Origin of the sequence: Sabulicella flocculans, assembly GCF_045449635.1 — a bacterium.
Taxonomy (GTDB): Bacteria; Pseudomonadota; Alphaproteobacteria; order Acetobacterales; family Acetobacteraceae; genus Roseococcus.
Window position 1 is genome coordinate 1 of record NZ_JBJJBR010000030.1, and the last position, 16,507, is coordinate 16,507.

19 protein-coding genes are annotated in these 16,507 nt (G+C 74.8%); 15 read left to right on the forward strand and 4 right to left on the reverse strand.

Annotation, left to right across the window (positions count from 1 at the left end):
- Window positions 1-113 precede the first annotated feature (113 nt).
- From ACI6QG_RS18125 to ACI6QG_RS18155, 7 genes are all read left to right on the forward strand, one after another.
- Complete coding sequence (locus tag ACI6QG_RS18125) at window positions 114-347, forward strand: hypothetical protein (RefSeq protein ID WP_407025997.1); 234 nt, start codon at window positions 114-116, stop codon at window positions 345-347.
- A gap of 7 nt (window positions 348-354) precedes the next feature.
- On the forward strand, window positions 355-1,284 hold the full coding sequence (locus ACI6QG_RS18130; RefSeq protein ID WP_407025998.1) for a DUF808 domain-containing protein: 930 nt from the start codon (window positions 355-357) through the stop codon (window positions 1,282-1,284).
- 60 nt (window positions 1,285-1,344) lie between these two features.
- Window positions 1,345-2,094, forward strand: a complete 750-nt coding sequence (locus tag ACI6QG_RS18135) for an electron transfer flavoprotein subunit beta/FixA family protein (protein ID WP_407025999.1) — start codon at window positions 1,345-1,347, stop codon at window positions 2,092-2,094.
- Between the two features lie 2 nt (window positions 2,095-2,096).
- On the forward strand, window positions 2,097-3,029 hold the full coding sequence (locus ACI6QG_RS18140) for an electron transfer flavoprotein subunit alpha/FixB family protein (RefSeq protein ID WP_407026000.1): 933 nt from the start codon (window positions 2,097-2,099) through the stop codon (window positions 3,027-3,029).
- A 5-nt stretch (window positions 3,030-3,034) separates the two neighbouring features.
- Window positions 3,035-3,265: a hypothetical protein gene (locus tag ACI6QG_RS18145; protein ID WP_407026001.1), complete on the forward strand. Its 231-nt coding sequence runs from the start codon at window positions 3,035-3,037 to the stop codon at window positions 3,263-3,265.
- Window positions 3,266-3,378: 113 nt separating this feature from the next.
- Entirely contained in the window at window positions 3,379-3,582 is a 204-nt protein-coding gene (locus ACI6QG_RS18150) for a hypothetical protein (RefSeq protein WP_407026002.1), read from the forward strand.
- A 51-nt stretch (window positions 3,583-3,633) separates the two neighbouring features.
- On the forward strand, window positions 3,634-4,554 hold the full coding sequence (locus tag ACI6QG_RS18155) for a 3-hydroxybutyryl-CoA dehydrogenase (RefSeq protein WP_407026003.1): 921 nt from the start codon (window positions 3,634-3,636) through the stop codon (window positions 4,552-4,554).
- A 15-nt stretch (window positions 4,555-4,569) separates the two neighbouring features.
- Here ACI6QG_RS18155 and ACI6QG_RS18160 read toward each other — a convergent pair whose 3' ends face one another.
- Genes ACI6QG_RS18160 through ACI6QG_RS18170 form a run of 3 tightly spaced genes read right to left on the reverse strand, consistent with a single transcriptional unit; the run spans window position 4,570 to window position 7,210 of the window.
- Window positions 4,570-4,755: a hypothetical protein gene (locus tag ACI6QG_RS18160; protein WP_407026004.1), complete on the reverse strand. Its 186-nt coding sequence runs from the start codon at window positions 4,753-4,755 to the stop codon at window positions 4,570-4,572.
- A 5-nt stretch (window positions 4,756-4,760) separates the two neighbouring features.
- Entirely contained in the window at window positions 4,761-5,720 is a 960-nt protein-coding gene (locus ACI6QG_RS18165; RefSeq protein ID WP_407026005.1) for a Bug family tripartite tricarboxylate transporter substrate binding protein, read from the reverse strand.
- A gap of 32 nt (window positions 5,721-5,752) precedes the next feature.
- Window positions 5,753-7,210 carry a glycosyltransferase family protein gene (locus ACI6QG_RS18170; RefSeq protein WP_407026006.1) on the reverse strand — a complete coding sequence of 486 codons (1,458 nt, stop codon included), beginning with the start codon at window positions 7,208-7,210 and terminating at the stop codon, window positions 5,753-5,755.
- 99 nt (window positions 7,211-7,309) lie between these two features.
- Between ACI6QG_RS18170 and phnC the strand changes: the two genes are divergently transcribed.
- From phnC to ACI6QG_RS18210, 8 genes are all read left to right on the forward strand, one after another.
- Entirely contained in the window at window positions 7,310-8,131 is an 822-nt protein-coding gene (gene phnC / locus ACI6QG_RS18175) for a phosphonate ABC transporter ATP-binding protein (RefSeq protein WP_407026007.1), read from the forward strand.
- Between the two features lie 10 nt (window positions 8,132-8,141).
- Window positions 8,142-9,053 (forward strand): phosphonate ABC transporter substrate-binding protein, encoded by a 912-nt coding sequence (gene phnD, locus ACI6QG_RS18180; protein WP_407026008.1) that lies wholly within the window; start codon window positions 8,142-8,144, stop codon window positions 9,051-9,053.
- Window positions 9,053-9,919, forward strand: coding sequence for a phosphonate ABC transporter, permease protein PhnE (gene phnE, locus ACI6QG_RS18185; RefSeq protein ID WP_407026009.1), 867 nt, complete (start codon window positions 9,053-9,055; stop codon window positions 9,917-9,919). The genes phnD and phnE (ACI6QG_RS18185) overlap by 1 nt, the downstream gene beginning before the upstream one ends.
- A complete protein-coding gene (phnE, locus tag ACI6QG_RS18190) occupies window positions 9,916-10,779 on the forward strand; it encodes a phosphonate ABC transporter, permease protein PhnE (RefSeq protein ID WP_407026010.1) in 864 nt (287 codons plus the stop codon). The genes phnE (ACI6QG_RS18185) and phnE (ACI6QG_RS18190) overlap by 4 nt, the downstream gene beginning before the upstream one ends.
- Window positions 10,776-11,933: a radical SAM family heme chaperone HemW gene (gene hemW, locus ACI6QG_RS18195; RefSeq protein WP_407026011.1), complete on the forward strand. Its 1,158-nt coding sequence runs from the start codon at window positions 10,776-10,778 to the stop codon at window positions 11,931-11,933. The genes phnE (ACI6QG_RS18190) and hemW overlap by 4 nt, the downstream gene beginning before the upstream one ends.
- A 127-nt stretch (window positions 11,934-12,060) precedes the next feature.
- On the forward strand, window positions 12,061-12,327 hold the full coding sequence (locus ACI6QG_RS18200; protein WP_407026012.1) for an ACT-like domain-containing protein: 267 nt from the start codon (window positions 12,061-12,063) through the stop codon (window positions 12,325-12,327).
- Between the two features lie 58 nt (window positions 12,328-12,385).
- A complete protein-coding gene (locus ACI6QG_RS18205) occupies window positions 12,386-13,537 on the forward strand; it encodes an acyl-CoA dehydrogenase family protein (protein WP_407026013.1) in 1,152 nt (383 codons plus the stop codon).
- 63 nt (window positions 13,538-13,600) lie between these two features.
- Entirely contained in the window at window positions 13,601-16,228 is a 2,628-nt protein-coding gene (locus ACI6QG_RS18210) for an AAA family ATPase (RefSeq protein WP_407026014.1), read from the forward strand.
- Here the strand turns inward: ACI6QG_RS18210 and ACI6QG_RS18215 are convergent.
- Window positions 16,162-16,503, reverse strand: a complete 342-nt coding sequence (locus ACI6QG_RS18215) for a hypothetical protein (protein ID WP_407026015.1) — start codon at window positions 16,501-16,503, stop codon at window positions 16,162-16,164. The two genes, ACI6QG_RS18210 and ACI6QG_RS18215, sit on opposite strands and share 67 nt — an antisense overlap.
- Between the last annotated feature and the right edge of the window lie 4 nt (window positions 16,504-16,507).

Genomic DNA, 16,507 nt, shown 5'->3' on the forward strand with positions numbered 1-16,507 from the left:
CGCTCCAGCACCGTCCACGCCTGCTCGGACAACCAGAACAACCGCGCCATGGCCAATCTCCACCGCTGAACCTCAATCAGTGGCGAAACGCACAAACGATTCAATGGGTTGTATTGGTTCCCTACCTGGGCATCATCCCCGCCAGCCTCGCGGTCGGCCCGGCGCACCGGGTGCTGGAGGCGCTGCTGCCGCCCGAATGGGACGCGCAGGCGGTGTATGACGACCACCAGGTCTTCATGCGGCACGGGCAGAAGACCTGCCACTTCCACCGCCCGCGCTGCGGGGAATGCGCCGTGCTGGACCTCTGCCCCACCGGCGCGCAAACCTTGGCGCGGGACCAGGGTTAGGACGCGCATGGCCACCGGATTGCTCGCCCTCCTCGATGACGTCGCCGCCATCGCCAAGCTGGCGGCGGCCAGCCTGGACGACGTGGTGGCCCAGGCCGCCAAGGCCGGCGCCAAGGCGGCCGGCGTGGTGATCGACGACGCCGCGGTGACGCCGCGCTACGTGGTGGGGCTGGCCCCGGCGCGGGAGCTGCCGATCATCTGGCGCATCGCGCTCGGCTCCTTCCGCAACAAGCTGCTGATCCTGCTGCCGGCCGCCCTGGCGCTGTCTGCCTTCGCGCCCTGGGCGATCACGCCGCTGCTGATGGCCGGCGGCCTGTTCCTGGCCTTCGAGGGCACGGAGAAGGCGCTGGAGGCGCTGGGCCTCATCGCCCATCATGGCCCGGCGGAGGAGATCACCGGCGGCCCGGCGGCGATCGAGCAGGCCAAGATCTCCCAGGCCATCCGCACCGACCTCATCCTGTCCGCCGAGATCATGGCCATCGCCCTGGCCACGGTGCCCGAGGCCGGGTTCTGGATGCAGGCCGCCGTGCTGCTGGCGGTGGGGGTGGGCATCACCGTCGTGGTCTACGGCGCCGTCGCGCTGCTGGTGAAGGCGGATGACGCCGGCGTGGCGCTGGCGGCGCGCGGCGGCCCGGCGGCGCCGCTGGGGCGCGGGCTGGTGCACGCCATGCCCGCCGTGTTCAAGGCGCTGTCCGTGGTGGGCACGGCGGCGATGATCTGGGTCGGCGGCGGCATCCTGCTGCACGGGCTGGCCGGATACGGGCTGGCCGGGCCGGAGCACCTGCTACAAGGCTGGGCCGAGGCGGTGGGCGGCGGCTTCCTGGGCTGGCTGGTGGTGGCCGCGGGCTCGGGCGTGCTGGGGCTGCTGGCCGGGGGCGTGGTGACGGCCCTGGTGCTGGGCTGGAAGCGGCTGCGCGGCCCGGCGCTTGCCCACTGAGGGGGGCGGGGCTAGGTTCCGCGCTGCACAAATCGTCAGTCGGACAAGGCGGAACGGCCCATGAAGCTCCTCGTCCCCGTGAAGCGGGTGGTGGACTACAACGTCAAGGTGCGCGTCAAGGCGGACAACACGGGCGTCGAGACGGCGAACGTCAAGATGTCCATGAACCCCTTCGACGAGATCGCCGTCGAGGAAGCGGTGCGCCTGAAGGAGAAGGGCGTGGCGACGGAGATCATCGCCGTTTCCGCCGGCCCCGCCGCCGCGCAGGAGCAGATCCGCACCGCGCTGGCCATGGGCGCCGACCGCGGCGTGCTGGTCGAGCATGACGGCGTGCTGGAGCCCATCGCGGTCGCCAAGATCCTCAAGGCCCTGGTCGAGAAGGAAGGCCCGGCGCTGGTCATCCTCGGCAAGCAGGCCATCGACGACGACATGAACGCGACCGGGCAGATGCTGGCCGCGCTGCTGGGCTGGCCGCAGGGCACCTTCGCCTCCAGGATCGAGGTCAGCGGCGACGAGGCCGTGGTGACCCGCGAGGTGGATGGCGGGCTGGAGACGGTGAAGCTGGCCCTGCCGGCCATCGTCACCGCCGACCTGCGGCTGAACGAGCCGCGCTACGCCAGCCTCCCCAACATCATGAAGGCGCGCAAGAAGCCGATCGAGACGGTGAAGCCCGCCGACCTCGGCGTGGACCCCACCCCGCGGCTTTCCGTGCTGCGGGTGGAGGAGCCGGCCAAGCGCCAGGCCGGGGCGCGCGTCGCCACGGTGCAGGAGCTGGTCGAGAAGCTGCGCAACGAAGCGAAGGTGATCTGAGCATGGCCGTCCTGATCCTCGCCGACCACGACGGGTCGGCCGTCTCCCAGCCCACGCGCTCGGCCGTCGCGGCGGCGCAATCCCTGGGCGAGATCCACCTGCTGGTGCTGGGCGAGGGCGCGGCCGCCGCCGCCGCCTCCGCCGCCGCGCTGCCCGGCGTGGCCAAGGTGCTGCTGGCCGAGGACGCGGCCCTGGCGCACCGCCTGGCCGAGCCGGTGGCGGCGCTGCTGGTCAGCCTCGCGCCCGGCTACTCGCACCTGCTGGCCCCGGCCTCGGCCGCCGGCAAGAACGTGATGCCGCGCGTCGCCGCGCTGCTGGACGTGCAGCCGATCAGCGACGTCGCCGGCGTGGTGGACGCCGACACCTTCGTTCGCCCCATCTATGCCGGCAACGCGCTGGCGACGGTGAAGAGCAGCGACGCCAAGAAGGTGATGACGGTGCGCGCCGCCTCCTTCGACCCCGTGGCCGCCACCGGCGGCTCCGCCCCGGTCGAGAACGTCGCCGCCGTGGCGGGCGAGGCGAAGTCCGCCTTCGTCGGCGCCGAGGTGCAGAAGAGCGAGCGCCCCGAGCTGACGGCCGCGCGCGTCGTCGTCTCCGGCGGCCGCGCCATGGGCTCGGCCGAGAACTTCCACCTGATCGAGGGCATCGCCGACAAGCTGGGTGCCGCCGTCGGCGCCTCGCGCGCCGCGGTGGATGCGGGCTACGCGCCCAATGACCACCAGGTGGGCCAGACCGGCAAGATCGTGGCGCCGGAGCTGTACATCGCCATCGGCATCTCGGGCGCCATCCAGCACCTGGCCGGCATGAAGGACAGCAAGGTCATCGTCGCCATCAACAAGGACGAGGAGGCGCCGATCTTCCAGGTGGCCGACTACGGCCTGGTGGGCGACCTGTTCAAGGTGATCCCGGAGCTGGAAGCGGAGCTGGCGAAGTAGACGGGATGAGCCTGCCGCCGGACGCCCTTGCCATGGCGCTGCTGAACCAGCCGCAGCCGCCGAACTGGGCAAGCGCGATCCGGCAGCTCGCCATCGCACAGATGGATGTCGCGCTGGCCGTGGCGAACCTGAAGGTGGCCATGGACAACAGCGACAAGACCCGGGCCGACGATGCGTTCAACAGGGCGCTCGACGCCCTGGACCGCGCCAAGGGCGTCTTGGATTCCCTTGCGTGAGCGGCATTCGGCAGCCGGACCACTTGCGCCTGGTCGAGGCGGAGGACGCGCGGCGGAACGCCGAGGCACGCATACCGCTTGAAAGCGGTGGCGGCGGGGGCGATGTTGGCGGCATGCCGCCCGACGACACCCGCGAGCGCGTGGCCGTGCTGGAGCAGATCGCCCGCTCCACCGACGCCACGCTGAAGGAACTGAAGGACGGCGCGCGCGACCTCCGCGACAAGCAGGACCGCGACTTCCGCATCCTGTTCGGCGCCATCATCGCCTCCGCCCTCGGCCTGGCCGGGCTGATGGCCAAGGGATTTCGCTGGTTCTGACCACAGGGGCGCCATGAGGCACCCCATCGCGTGTTGACGGAGAGACAGAACATGACCATCCGCGTCGCGCCCACGCCCGAAGGCGTGGTCCAGGTGCCGGAGATCGCCTCCCTGGGCATCGTCGGCGCCGGGCAGATGGGCAACGGCATCGCCCATGTCGCCGCCCTGGCCGGGCTGCCGGTGGCGATGGTGGACATCAACCCGGCCGCGCTGGACAAGGCGCTGGGCACCATCGCGCGCAACATGGAGCGCCAGATCGGCCGCAAGCTGATCACGCCGGAGGACCGCGACGCCGCGCTGGGCCGCATCACCACCTCCACCGACTACGCCTCGCTCGGCGACACCGACTTCATCGTCGAGGCCGCCACGGAGAAGGAGGCGGTGAAGCGCGAGGTGTTCAAGGCGCTCTGCCCGCACCTCAAGCCCTCGGCGATGCTGGCGTCCAACACGTCCTCCATCTCCATCACCCGCCTGGGCGCGGGCACCGACCGTCCCGAGAAGTTCATCGGGATGCACTTCATGAACCCGGTGCCGGTGATGAAGCTGGTGGAGATCATCCGCGGCATCGCCACGGACGAGCCCACCTTCCAGGCGGTGGACGCGCTGGCCAAGAAGCTGGGCAAGCAGACCGCGGTGGCCGAGGACTTCCCGGCCTTCATCGTCAACCGCATCCTGGTGCCGATGATCAACGAGGCCGTCTATGCCCTGTATGAGGGCGTGGGCGACATCCGCTCCATCGACACCGCGATGAAGCTGGGCGCCAACCACCCGATGGGCCCGCTGGAACTGGCCGACTTCATCGGCCTCGACACCTGCCTGAGCATCATGCAGGTGCTGTATGACGGGCTTTCCGACAGCAAGTACCGCCCCTGCCCGCTGCTGGTGAAGTATGTCGAGGCCGGCTGGCACGGCCGCAAGACCGGCAAGGGCTTCTACGACTACGGGCAGGACCCGCCGGTCCCCTCGCGCTGAGCGCGGGGCCGGGGCCTACCGCACCCGCATCTGCGAGGTCGGCGGCAGGTCCCGGTTCAGGATCATCTGCCCGCCGGTGGTGATCTGCCCGACATAGCGCCCGGTGCCCCCGATGCCGGTGTCGGGGAAGCCCGAGGCGCCCTGGGAGGTGTCCAGGGCGTCGCAGGCCGCCAGCAGCAAAATCAGGGCCAAGGCGCGCATCGGGCTCACTCCGGGCGGATGTTGGCGCTGCGGATCAGGTCGCCCCATTGCACCGTCTCGCGCGCCAGCAGGTCGCGCAGGCTTGCCGCATCCCCCGTCTCGATGTCCACCCCCTGCTGGGCCATGCGGGCGCGCAGCTCGGCGTCCTCCGTCGCGGCGCGCAGGGCGGCGGCCAGCCGGGCGCGCACCGGCTCGGGCGTGCCGGCGGGAACGAACAGCCCCTGCCAGAACACCGCCTCGAAGCCCGGCAGGGTGTCGGCCACCGGCGGCAGCTCCGGCAGCAGGGCGGACCGCCGGGCGGAGGAGATGGCGAGGCCCTTGGTCGCGCCCTCGCGCAGCACGGGCGCGGCTTCCAGCACCGCCTGGAACATCGCCTGGATGCGGTTCTGCCGCAGCTCCACCAGCGCCGGCACGCCGCCGCGGAACGGCACGTGCACCACCTCGATGCCGGCGCGCGACGCCAGCAGCGCCTGGGCCAGGTGGTTCACCGCCCCGGTGCCGCTGCTGCCGAAATTCAGCCGCCCCGGGTTGGCGCGGCAATAGGCCACGAACTCCGCGACATTGGACACGGGCAGCGAGGGATGCACGTGCAGCACGAAGGCCGAGCGGAACACCATGCCCACCGGCATCAGCTCGCGCTGCGGCTCGCGCGGGGTCAGCGTGGGCTGCAGCGCCGGGTTGATGGCCAGCGTGGAGGTGCCCATCAGCAGCGTGTGCCCGTCGGGGCGGGATTGCGCGACATGGGTGTTGGCCACCGCCGTGGCGCCGCCCACCCGGTTCTCCACCACCAGGGGCACCCCCAGCTCGCGCTCCATGCGCGCAGCGACGGCGCGGGACACGATGTCGGTCAGCCCGCCCGGCGCGTAGCCGGAAATCACCGACACCGGGCGGGACGGGAAATCCTGCGCCCGCGCCAGCGTGGGCAGCAGCAGGGGCGCGGCCAGCAGGGCGCGGCGATGGGTCATGGGCGTTGTCCTCCGGCCTGCATGCTGGCCCGTCACGCCAGGCGGCGCCAGACCTCCTCCTCCATGCGCGCCACCTGGGCGGCGGGGTCGGTGATCAGCGGCAGCAGCCCGGCCTGGCGGGCCAGCTGCGGCGCCGGGTCGGCCAGGATCTCCGCCACGCGGGCGGCCAGCGCGGCCTCGTCCCCCGGCGGGACGGCGATGGCGGGGTCCGGCGCCAGGTAGCAGAAGGCGCCGAAGCCGCGGCCGCGGTCGAAGGCGCCGGACAGGTCGTGGTGCGCCGCGGCGCAGGGCTTTCGCTGGCGCATCGCCTCGGCCAGGGCGAAGCCGCCGCCGGTGGGCACGGTGTCCAGGTAGAGGTCGCACAGCGCCACCACCGCGGCGAAGTCCCGCCGGCGGGCGCGCGGGTGCCAGCGCCCCGCCAGCCCGGGCCCGGGCGGCGGCAGGGCGTCGTCGCCCAGCGCCAGCACGTGCAGGCCGGGCGCGGCGCGCATCGCCGCCGCCAGCACCCGGGCCAGCGCCGGGGCGCGCAGCTTGTCCGCGCTGCCGGAGGTCATCAGCAGGGGCGCGCCGTCCGGCAGGCCCAGCGCGGCGCGGGGCAGCGCGCCCGGCGTGCCCTCATGCGCGCGGGTCAGCCCAAGCGGCAGGAACAGCGTCGGGCAGGCGCCCTCCATCGCGCCGTGCGGGTGGGTGGCGAAGCACAGGTCCAGCACCGGGGCGGCGAAGCGGCCCGGGTGGCCGTGGTCGAAGCCCACCACCAGCGGCGCCGGGCGCAGCGCGGCCAGCAGGCCCATCTCGTGCGTGGCGTAGTGGAAGCAGGCGCAGGCGGCGCCCAGGGCGGCGATCTCCTCCCGCCAGGCGCGCAGGCGGAGGGGGGCGGGGGCAGCGGGGTCGGCCGCGGTGAAGGTGGGCGCCAGGCCCAGCCGCGCCGCCAGCTCCAGCAGGGCGGGGTTGCGCGCCGCCACCAGGGCGCGCGGGGCCGGGATGAACACCCGCGCCGGCAGGGTGGCGTGCAGGGCCGCCACCTCCAGCGGCAGGGCCGGCAGGGGGCTGTCGGGCTCCAGCGGGAAGGGCACCACGTGCGCCACCACCGGCGGGCCGGGCAAGGGGGGCGGCAGCGGCGCGGGCGGCAGCACCCGGCGCAGCGCCGGCGCCAGCCACCCCTCCCAGGGCGGCAGGTCGTGCAGCATGGCGAGGCCCTGGAAGTCCAGCGCGGCCACCAGCAGCGCGTCCGCCTCCTCCGCCAGGGCGGCGGCGATGGCGCGGTCGCGCAGGCCGCCGGCCAGGGCGGCGAGGTCCCGCCCGTCCCGCACCTCGCCGAGCAGGCGGCGCCAGGTCGCGTGGTCGCGCAGGCCCAGGGCCCAGGCGCGGCGCAGCAGCGCCAGCCCGGCCGGGCCGTCCTGCCCGGCGGCCCGCCGCGCGGCGGCGGCGCGGGTGCGCGGCGGGCCGTCCAGCAGCCCGTGGCGGCGCAGGGGTTCCAGCATCGGCGACATCGGGCGGCAGCATGGCGGCAAGGGATGAAGGAAGCGTTTTCGCCGCGCCGCCACGCAAGCGTCACGCCGCTGCAACACCGCGCGCCTACAGCCCCGCGCATGGATGCTGCCACCCTGGAGATCGCGGGGCTGACCCGCCGCTTCGGCCCCCGCACGGCGCTGGAGGACGTGACCCTGGCCATCCCGCAGGGGCAGATGGTCGGCGTCATCGGCCGCTCCGGCGCCGGCAAGTCCACCCTGCTGCGCCTGCTGAACCGCATGGCCGAGCCCACCGCCGGCACCATCCGCTTCGGCGGGCGGGACGTCACGGCCCTGCGCGGCGCCGCCCTGCGCCGCTGGCGGCGCGACTGCGCCATGGTGTTCCAGCAGTTCAACCTGGTGGGCCGGCTGGACGTGCTGACCAACGTGCTGGTCGGCCGGCTGAACCACGTGGGCACCGCCCGCGCCCTGCTGCGCTGGTGGCCGGAGCTGGACCGCGCCATCGCGCTCTCGGCGCTGGAGCAGTTCGACATGGGCGCCCTGGCCACCCAGCGCGCCGAGAGCCTGTCGGGCGGGCAGCAGCAGCGCGTGGCCATCGCCCGCGCCCTGGTGCAGGAGCCCCGCATCATCCTGGCCGACGAGCCGGTGGCCAGCCTGGACCCGCGCAACGCCCTGCTGGTGATGGAGGCGCTGGCCGCCATCAACCGCCGCTTCGGCATCACCGTGCTGGTGAACCTGCACAGCCTCGACCTCGCGCGCTCCTACTGCGAGCGGCTGGTGGGGCTGGCGGCCGGGCGGGTGGTGTTCGACGGCCCGCCGGAGGCGCTGACCGACGCCGCCGCCCGCGCCCTGTACGGCATGGAGGCCGCGGAGGCCTTCGGCCCCGCCGCCGCCGGGCCCGGCATCGTCGCGCCCGAATCCCTGCTCCCCCACCCCGCCTGAGGACACCGCCATGATCACCCGCCGCCTCGCGCTCGGCTCCGGCGCCGCAGCGCTCGCCCTGCCCGCCGCCGCCCAGCCCGCCCCCGCCTGGCGCGCGCGCTTCCCCGAGCTGACCTTCGCCTCCATCCCGGCGGAGAACAGCGCGGGCGTGACGGAGCGCTTCGGCCCCTTCGTGGAGTACATGTCCCGCACGCTGGGCGTGCCGGTGCGCCTGCGCATCGCCAACGACTACGCCGCGGTGGTGGAGGGCCAGCGCGCCGGCAACATCCACGTCGCGCAGTACGGCCCCTCGGCCTTCGCCCGCGCGCTGATGACCGGCGCGCCCATCGAGGCCTTCGCCATCGAGGTCAACCGCGACGGCACCAAGGGCTACCACAGCGTGTTCTACGTGCGCCGCGACAGCGCCTTCCAGGCCATCCAGGACCTGCGCGGGCGCAACCTGGGCCTGGTGGACCCCAACTCCACCTCGGGCAACAACGTGCCGCGCTTCGCCCTGCACGGCATGGGCATCGTGCCCGAGCAGTTCTTCGCCCGCGTGGTCTACACCGGCAGCCACGAGAACGCGGTCATCGCGCTGCAGCAGGGCACGGTGGACGTCGCCGCCAACTGGTGGAACGACGAGCAGGAATCGAACCTGGCGCGCATGGCCCGGCGCAACATGGCGCGGGTGGAGGATTTCCGCGTCATCTTCCGCTCCGAGCAGATCGTGAACTCGCCCACCGCCATGCTGTCCACCCTGCCCGACGAGCTGAAGGCCGCCATCCGCACCGCCTACCTGGAGCTGCCGCAGCGCGAGCCCGCCCTGTTCCAGCGCATGACGGACGGCCAGCAGCAGCCCTGGCAGCCGGTCACCAACGCCGCCTACCAGCCCATCATCGAGCTGAACCGCTTCGTGGACGGGCTGCGGCGCCAGCGGAGCTGATGCCGGCGCTGCTGGAACCCGCGCGCCTGGGCCCGCTGCTGGCCCAGGTGGAGGAGGCGCGGCTGGCCGCGCGCCGCCGCGCCCTGGCCGGCGGCGCGCTGCTGCTGGCGCTGGTGCTGCTTTCCGCCTGGGTGGCGGAGGTGCGCCCCGCCCTGCTGTGGGAGCGCGGCGACCGCTTCCTGGGCTATTTCGACCGCACGCTGACGCTGGACACCGGCGCCCGCGCCTGGACCGACCCCGGCGAGTGGTTCTGGGGCCTGGACCGGTGGCTGGCGCAGCTCGGCGACACGCTGCTGATGGCCTATGTCGGCACGGTGCTGGGGGCGCTGGGCGGCTTCGCCCTGGGGCTGCTGGGCGCGGCCAACACCGGGCCGGGCGCGGCGGCGCGCTTCGCCGCCCGGCGGGTGGCGGAGTTCGGCCGCACCGTGCCGGAAATCGTGTTCGCCCTGGTCTTCGTCATCGCCTTCGGGCTGGGGCCGCTGGCCGGCGTGCTGGCCATCGCCATCCATTCGGCGGGCGCGCTGGGCAAGCTGTTCGCCGAGGTGGTGGAGAACATCGACATGAAGCCGGTGGAAGGCGCGCGGGCGGCCGGCGCCTCCTGGGCGCAGGTGGCGCGCTTCGCGGTGGTGCCGCAGGTGCTGGCCGGCTTCGCCTCCTACGCGCTGCTGCGGCTGGAGGTGAATGTGCGCGGCGCCGCCGTGCTGGGCTTCGTCGGCGCCGGCGGCATCGGGCAGGATTTGGTGGAGGCGGTGCGCAAGTTCTACTACGCCGACGTCTCGGCCATCCTGCTGCTCATCGTGCTGGCGGTGACGCTGATGGACCTCGCCACCTCCGCGCTGCGGCGCCGCCTGCTGGGCGCGGCATGAGTCCGCTGGCCGAGGCCGCGCGGGCGCGCCTGCCGGTGCTGCGCGCCGCGCATCCCGGGCAGTTCCGGGTGCTCACCGTCGCGCGCCTGGGCATGGCGCTGGCGCTGGCGGCGATGGCGGCGCTGTTCGCCTTCGGGGTGTGGCGGCTGGACATCCAGTGGGCGCGCATCTGGCCCGGCCTGGGGCAGGTGGGCGGCTTCCTGCTGGAGATGCTGCCCCCGGCCGAGGCGCGCGGCGCCTCCCTGCCCGGGGTGCTGCGCGCCCTGGCCGAGACGCTGGCCATCGCCTTCCTCGGCACGCTGGGTGCCGCCCTGCTGGCGCTGCCGCTGGGCTTCCTGGCGGCGCGCAACACCACCCTCAGCCAGGTGCTGCGCTTCCTGTGCCGGCGCGGGCTGGACGGGCTGCGCGGTGTGGATGCGCTGATCTGGGCGCTCATCTGGGTCAGCGTCGTCGGGCTGGGGCCCTTCGCCGGCCTGCTGGCCATCATGGTCAACGACACCGGCACCTTCGGCAAGCTGTTCAGCGAGGCCATCGAGGGCGCCGACCGCCGGCCGCAGGAAGGCGTGGTGGCGGCCGGCGGCAACGGGCTGCACCGCGTGCGCTTCGGCGTGCTGCCGCAGGTGCTGCCCGTCATGGCCGGGCAGGTGCTCTACATGTTCGAGAGCAACGTGCGCTCCTCCACCATCATCGGCATCGTCGGCGCCGGCGGCATCGGGCTGGTGCTGGCGGAGATGATCCGCACGCTGGAATGGCAGGCGGTGAGCCTGATCGTGCTGCTGATCCTGCTGATGGTGGCCGCCATCGACGCCATCAGCGCCCGGTTGCGGCGGCGGATGATCGGGGCCACACCGGGGGCGTGACCCCGGAGCCCCTCGCCCTCTACCTCCACTGGCCGTTCTGCGCGCAGAAATGCCCGTATTGCGACTTCAACTCCCACGTGCGCGAGGCCGGCGTGGACCACGCCCGCTTCGCCGGCGCCCTGCGGCGGGAACTGGCGCACGAGGCCGCGCGCACCGGCCGGCGCCGCCTGGGCAGCATCTTCCTCGGCGGCGGCACCCCCAGCCTGATGCGCCCGCAGGACGTCGCCGACCTGCTGGCCGACGCCGCCGCCCTGTTCGAGGTGGCGCCGGATTGCGAGGTGACGCTGGAGGCCAACCCCACCAGCGTGGAGGCCGCCCGGCTGCGCGACTTCCGCGCCGCCGGCGTCAACCGCCTGAGCCTGGGCGTGCAGGCGCTGGAGGAGGCGGCGCTGCGCTTCCTGGGCCGCCGCCACGACGCGGGCGAGGCGGTGGCGGCGCTGGAGCTGGCGCGCGCCACCTTCCCGCGCCTGAGCTTCGACCTCATCTACGCCCGCCCCGGCCAGGCGGAGGCGGCGTGGCGGGCCGAGCTGCGCCGCGCCCTGGCCCTGGCGGCCGACCACCTCAGCCTCTACCAGCTGACGGTCGAGCCCGGCACGCGCTTCGCCACCGAGCACGCCCGCGGCGCCTTCGCCCTGCCGGCCGACGACGACGCGGCGCGTCTGTACCACGCCACGGCCGAGGAGGCGGCGCGCTTCGGCCTGCACCCCTACGAGGTGAGCAACTACGCCCGCCCGGGCGCGGAAAGCCGGCACAACCTGGCCTACTGGCGCTACGGCGACTACCTGGGCATCGGCGCCGGGGCGCACCAGCGCCTGCTGCTGGGCGGGCGCATGTGGGCCACCCGCCGCCACCGCGCGCCGGAGGAATGGGCGGCGCGGGTGGAGCGCGACGGCCACGCCGCGGTGGAGGAAACGGCGCTGTCCCCGCAGGAGCGCGCGCGCGAGGCGCTGCTGATGGGCCTGCGCCTGGACGAGGGCGTGGACCCCGCGCGCGTGGAGGCGCGCAGCGCCCTGCCTTGGGCGCAGGCGGTGGACCTGCCGGTGCTGGAGGCGCTGATGGAGGAGGGCTGGCTGGAATGGCGCGGCCCGCGCCTGCGCGCCACGGCGGAAGGCCGGGTGCGGCTGGACTCCCTGCTGCCCCTGCTGCTACGCTGAGGCGATGCACCTGATGCGGACCACGAAGCGAATTACCCGCCCGGCCGGCTGAATCCGCGCCGAGGCCTCGGCGCGCCGCGCCGTCCGGGTCGCTTCCCCGTTGCCCCGCATTCCAGGAACCCTTCCGATGACCGACACCGTCTCCGTCCTGTTCACCCTGCACGCCGAGGCCGCGCCCGGCACCCTGCCCCGCCTGCTGCAGCCCTTCGCCAGGCGCGACCTGGTGCCCGACCAGGTGAAGGCGCGCCGCGCCGGCGACACCCTGCTGGTGGAGCTGGGCGTGGACGCCATGCCGGCCGAGGAGTTGCACCTGGTGGAGGGCAACCTGTCCCAGGTGATCGGCGTGCGGCGGCTGGAGGTGATGCGCCGCGCCCGCCTGCGCGCCGCCGCCTGATGGACGCCCGCCCCGGCTGACGGCACCATCCACCCCGGGGAACAGCAGGGGACCACGGATGGATTTCGCACCGACGCCGGAGCAGGAGGCGATCCGCGAGGCGGTCGCGGGCATCTGCGCGCGCTTCGACGACGCCTGGTGGCACGCGCAGGACGAGGCGGGGGAGTTTCCGCACGCCTTCCACCGCGCCATCGCCGAGGCCGGCTTCCTGGGCGTCTGCATCCCGGAGGAATACGGCGGCTCCGGCCTGGGCATCGCCGAGGCGGCGGTGATGATGGAGGCCATCGCGTCCTCCGGCGCCGGGATGTCCGGCGCCTCCGCCGTGCACATGAACATCTTCGGGCTGAACCCGGTGGTGGTGTTCGGCAGCGCCGAGCAGAAGCGCCGCTTCCTGCCGCCGCTGGTGCGCGGCGAGGAGAAGGCCTGCTTCGGCGTCACCGAGCCCACCACGGGCCTGGACACCACGCGGCTGAAGACCCGCGCGGTCCGGCGCGGCGACCGCTACGTGGTGGACGGGCAGAAGGTCTGGATCTCCACCGCCCAGGTGGCGGACCGCATCCTGCTGCTGGCGCGCACCGGCGGGCCGGGCGCGGCCGGGCTGTCGCTGTTCTACACCGCGCTGGACCGCACGCGCTGCTCCGTGCGCGCCATCCCCAAGATGGGCCGCCACGCGGTGGATTCGAACGAGATCTTCTTCGAGGGCTACGAGGTCCCGGCCGAGGACCTGATCGGCGAGGAAGGCCAGGGCTTCCGCCAGATCCTCCATGGCCTGAACCCCGAGCGCGTGCTGCTGGCCGCCGAGGCGGTGGGGCTGGGCCGCGCCGCGCTGCGCCGCGCCGCCGCCTACGCGAAGGAGCGCGTGGTGTTCGGCCGCCCCGTCGGCCAGAACCAGGCGGTGCAGCACCCGCTGGCCGAGGACTGGATGGCGCTGGAGGCCGCCTGGATGATGGCCATGAACGCCGCCTGGCGCTACGACCGCGGGCTGGATTGCGGCGCCCAGGCCAACGCCGCCAAGTTCCTGGCCGGCGAGGCCGGGCTGAAGGCCTGCCAGGACGCGGTGATGACCCATGGCGGCTTCGGCTACGCCCGCGAGTACCATGTCGAGCGCTACCTGCGCGAGGCGATGATCCCCTGGATCACCCCGGTCAGCCCGAACATGATCCGCTCCTTCATCGCCGAGAAGGTGCTGGGCCTGCCCAAATCGTACTGAGGGAATCTTGCCAGCCGGGCAAGCGCGTGGCTTGAATGACCCGCTCTGGGGGCGGTCTTTCTCATGTTCCACGACGTCGAGGACGAGAACAAGCTCGCGACCATCCTGTTCGCCGACATCGTGGATTCCTCCGCCGTGGTGGAGGACCTGCCGGCCGACGCCGCGCTGGACGTGCTGCGCGGCGCGCTGGAGGCGATGGGCGCCGCCGTCGCCCGCCACGGCGGCACGGTGACGCGGGTGATGGGCGACGGCGTGATGGCGCTGTTCGGCGCCCCCCAGGCGCGGGAGGACCACGCCCTGGCCGCCTGCCTGGCGGCGCGCGAGATGCTGGAGGCGGTGGGGGCGGGCTTCCCCGGCCTGGCCCTGCGCGTGGGCCTGCATTCGGGCGAGTTCGTGGTGCACGCCGTGCAGTCGGGCAACCTGTCGGCGCTGGACGCCACCGGCAGCGCCGCGCACCTGGCCGCGCGCATCCAGGCCGCCGCCGCGCCGGGCGAATGCTGGGTCAGCGAGGCGACGCGCGCCCTGGCGGGCGAGGCCGCGACGACGGCGCCGCTGGGCGAGGTGGCGCTGAAGGGCCAGCGCGCGCCGGCGCGGCTGCACCGGCTGCTGGGCGCCCGCGCCGCCCGCCGCCCGGCGCGGGAGGAGGCGCCGCTGCTGGGCCGGGCGGCGGAGCTGCGCCGCCTGCGCGCCGCCCTGGCCGAGGCGCGCGCCGGGCGCGGCCGCGCCCTGCTGGTGCTGGGCGAGCCCGGCCTGGGCAAGACCCGGCTGCTGGGCGAGGCGCTGCGCCCCGCCGCGCCGCTGCTGCGCGTGGTGGCGCTGCGCCTGCGCGCCCGGCACGACTTCGCCGCGCTGGAAGGCGCGCTGGGCGAGGACTGGGCCCCGCCGCCCGACCCCGCCCATTCCCCGCGCGAGCGCCGCGCCGCGCTGGTGGAGGCTGCGGTGGCGGCGCTGGAGGCGCGGCTGCGCACCCCCGGCGCCGCGCTGTGGGTGGACGACGCGCAATGGCTGGACGAGGGCAGCGCCGAGGCGCTGCGCGCCCTGCTGCGCCGCGCCGCCCCCCTGCCCGCCCTGCTGGCCTTCGCCGCGCGCTCCGGCGAGGCGCCGCCCTGGCTGGACGCCACCGAGCGCCTGGAGCTGCCCCCCCTGGCCGAGGCGGCGGCGCGGGAGCTGGCGCTGTGGGGGCTGGGCGGCTCCGCCCCCGGCGAGGTGGTGGGCACGCTGGTGGCGCGCTGCGGCGGCAACCCGCTGTGCATCGAGCAGGCGGCGCTGGCGCCCGACCCGCGCGCCATCCCGCCCGACATCCGCGTGCTGCTGGCCCAGCGCCTGGACGCCCTGCCCGCCCCGGCCAAGCGGCTGATGGCGGTGCTGGCCGCCATCGAGGAGCCCTGCGCCCCCGCCCTGCTGGACGCCTGCGCCGGCGAGCCCGCGGCGCCGCTGCTGGAGGCGCTGGAGGCCGGCGGCTTCCTGCGGCGCGAGGGCGCGCTGGCCGCCTGCCGCCACGCCCTGTTCGCCGAGGTCGCCTACGGCGCGCTGACGGCGCGGCGGCGCGTGGCGCTGCACGCGCGCATCTGCGCCGCCGCCGGGGGCGCGCACCCGGCCTTCCTGGCCCGCCACGCCCGGCTGGGCTGCCTGTGGCCCGAGGCGCTGGTGCATGCCCGCGCCGCGGCCGAGGGCGCGCTGGCGCGCTTCGCCCACCGCGACGCCGCCGCCTTCCTGGAGGAGGCCATCGAGGCCGCCCGCCACGCCGACCCCGCGGCGGAACTGCCCCTGCTGCTGCTGCTGCGCGAGCCGCTGTTCCGCCTGGGCCGCATGGAGCCGCTGCGCGCCGCCCTGCGCCGCGCCGAGGCCCTGGCGGGCGACAGCGCCCAGCTGGCGCAGCTGCGCATCTTCCGCTCCCACCAGGCCTGGCTGGGCGGCGCCTACGCCGAGGCGCTGGCGGCGGTGGAGGACGTCGCCGCCCAGGCGGCGCAGGAGGGCGACGCCGCGCTGGCGCTGCGCGCGCGCTTCCAGCGCGGCCTGTGGGCGCTGGGCGTCGGCCGCTTCGGCGAATGCGCGGCGCTGATGGCGGAGGTGGCGGCGGGCGCGGAGGCGCATGGCGGGCGCTTCGGCCTGGACGCGCCGCTGGTGGTGGTGGCGCGCGGCTACCAGGCGCGCTGCCTGGTGGAGCTGGGCGAGGTGGCCGCCGCCCGCGCCGCCGCCGACGCCGCCACCGCCAAGGCGCGGGAGGTGGAGCGCCCCTTCTCCTGGATCTTCGCCGCCTACGCGGAATGCGTGGTGCTGCGCGGCGAGGGCCGGCCGGCGGAGGCGGCGGCCCGCGCGGCGGAAGGGCTGGAGCAATGCGTGCGCGCCGAGACGGAGCTGATGCGCGTGGTCGGCCTGCTGCTGCTGGGCCTGGCCGAGTTCGAGGCCGGGCGCTGGGCGGCGGCGGAGCGCCACCTGGGGGAATCCATCGCGCTGGGCGAGGCGATGCGCTTCCTGGTGCACCAGCCGCTGAAGCTGGCGCGCCGGGCGGAGGCGCTGCGCCGCCTGGGCCGCGCCGGGGAGGCGGCGGACTGCGCCGCCCGCGCCCTGGCCCTGGCCCGCCAGCAGGGCGACGCCGCGGGCGAGGCCGCTGCGCTGGCCGCTCAGCCCTCGCCGAAATCCTTGTCCACGTCCACCGAGGCGCCCACCGCGCCCTTGACGCTGACATAGGAGCCGGCGGGGCGCTCGATGTCGGTCGGGCCGTCCAGCTCCACCTCCTCCTCCCGCACCAGGGCGTGGGTCTGCGGGTCGTAGTGGCGCACCGTCACCGTCTCGGTGCGACCCACCGTCACCTTGAACTTCGCGACGTAGCCGTGGACGTAGTAGGTCGGCGGCGTCCAGCCATCGGGGCCGACCGTCACCTGGTGCGGCTCGTCCGGGCGGGCGGTGCTGTAGTGGTGGCCGGGCGGGAAGCCCTCCTTTCCGTTGGGCAGGGGCTTGGGCATCGCG

Bases quoted from the DNA above. Each gene is read 5' to 3' on its own strand.
- ACI6QG_RS18160 (WP_407026004.1), bottom strand. From the start codon at position 4,755: ATGCGCGCCTTGGCCCTGATTTTGCTGCTGGCGGCCTGCGACGCCCTG.
- ACI6QG_RS18170 (WP_407026006.1), bottom strand. From the start codon at position 7,210: ATGTCGCCGATGCTGGAACCCCTGCGCCGCCACGGGCTGCTGGACGGC.
- ACI6QG_RS18150 (WP_407026002.1), top strand. From the start codon at position 3,379: ATGCCGCCCGACGACACCCGCGAGCGCGTGGCCGTGCTGGAGCAGATC.
- ACI6QG_RS18130 (WP_407025998.1), top strand. From the start codon at position 355: ATGGCCACCGGATTGCTCGCCCTCCTCGATGACGTCGCCGCCATCGCC.
- ACI6QG_RS18165 (WP_407026005.1), bottom strand. From the start codon at position 5,720: ATGACCCATCGCCGCGCCCTGCTGGCCGCGCCCCTGCTGCTGCCCACG.
- phnE (WP_407026009.1), top strand. From the start codon at position 9,053: ATGCCGGCGCTGCTGGAACCCGCGCGCCTGGGCCCGCTGCTGGCCCAG.
- phnE (WP_407026010.1), top strand. From the start codon at position 9,916: ATGAGTCCGCTGGCCGAGGCCGCGCGGGCGCGCCTGCCGGTGCTGCGC.
- ACI6QG_RS18205 (WP_407026013.1), top strand. From the start codon at position 12,386: ATGGATTTCGCACCGACGCCGGAGCAGGAGGCGATCCGCGAGGCGGTC.
- ACI6QG_RS18140 (WP_407026000.1), top strand. From the start codon at position 2,097: ATGGCCGTCCTGATCCTCGCCGACCACGACGGGTCGGCCGTCTCCCAG.
- ACI6QG_RS18210 (WP_407026014.1), top strand. From the start codon at position 13,601: ATGTTCCACGACGTCGAGGACGAGAACAAGCTCGCGACCATCCTGTTC.
- phnD (WP_407026008.1), top strand. From the start codon at position 8,142: ATGATCACCCGCCGCCTCGCGCTCGGCTCCGGCGCCGCAGCGCTCGCC.
- ACI6QG_RS18200 (WP_407026012.1), top strand. From the start codon at position 12,061: ATGACCGACACCGTCTCCGTCCTGTTCACCCTGCACGCCGAGGCCGCG.
- ACI6QG_RS18135 (WP_407025999.1), top strand. From the start codon at position 1,345: ATGAAGCTCCTCGTCCCCGTGAAGCGGGTGGTGGACTACAACGTCAAG.
- phnC (WP_407026007.1), top strand. From the start codon at position 7,310: ATGGATGCTGCCACCCTGGAGATCGCGGGGCTGACCCGCCGCTTCGGC.
- ACI6QG_RS18145 (WP_407026001.1), top strand. From the start codon at position 3,035: ATGAGCCTGCCGCCGGACGCCCTTGCCATGGCGCTGCTGAACCAGCCG.
- ACI6QG_RS18155 (WP_407026003.1), top strand. From the start codon at position 3,634: ATGACCATCCGCGTCGCGCCCACGCCCGAAGGCGTGGTCCAGGTGCCG.
- ACI6QG_RS18215 (WP_407026015.1), bottom strand. From the start codon at position 16,503: ATGCCCAAGCCCCTGCCCAACGGAAAGGAGGGCTTCCCGCCCGGCCAC.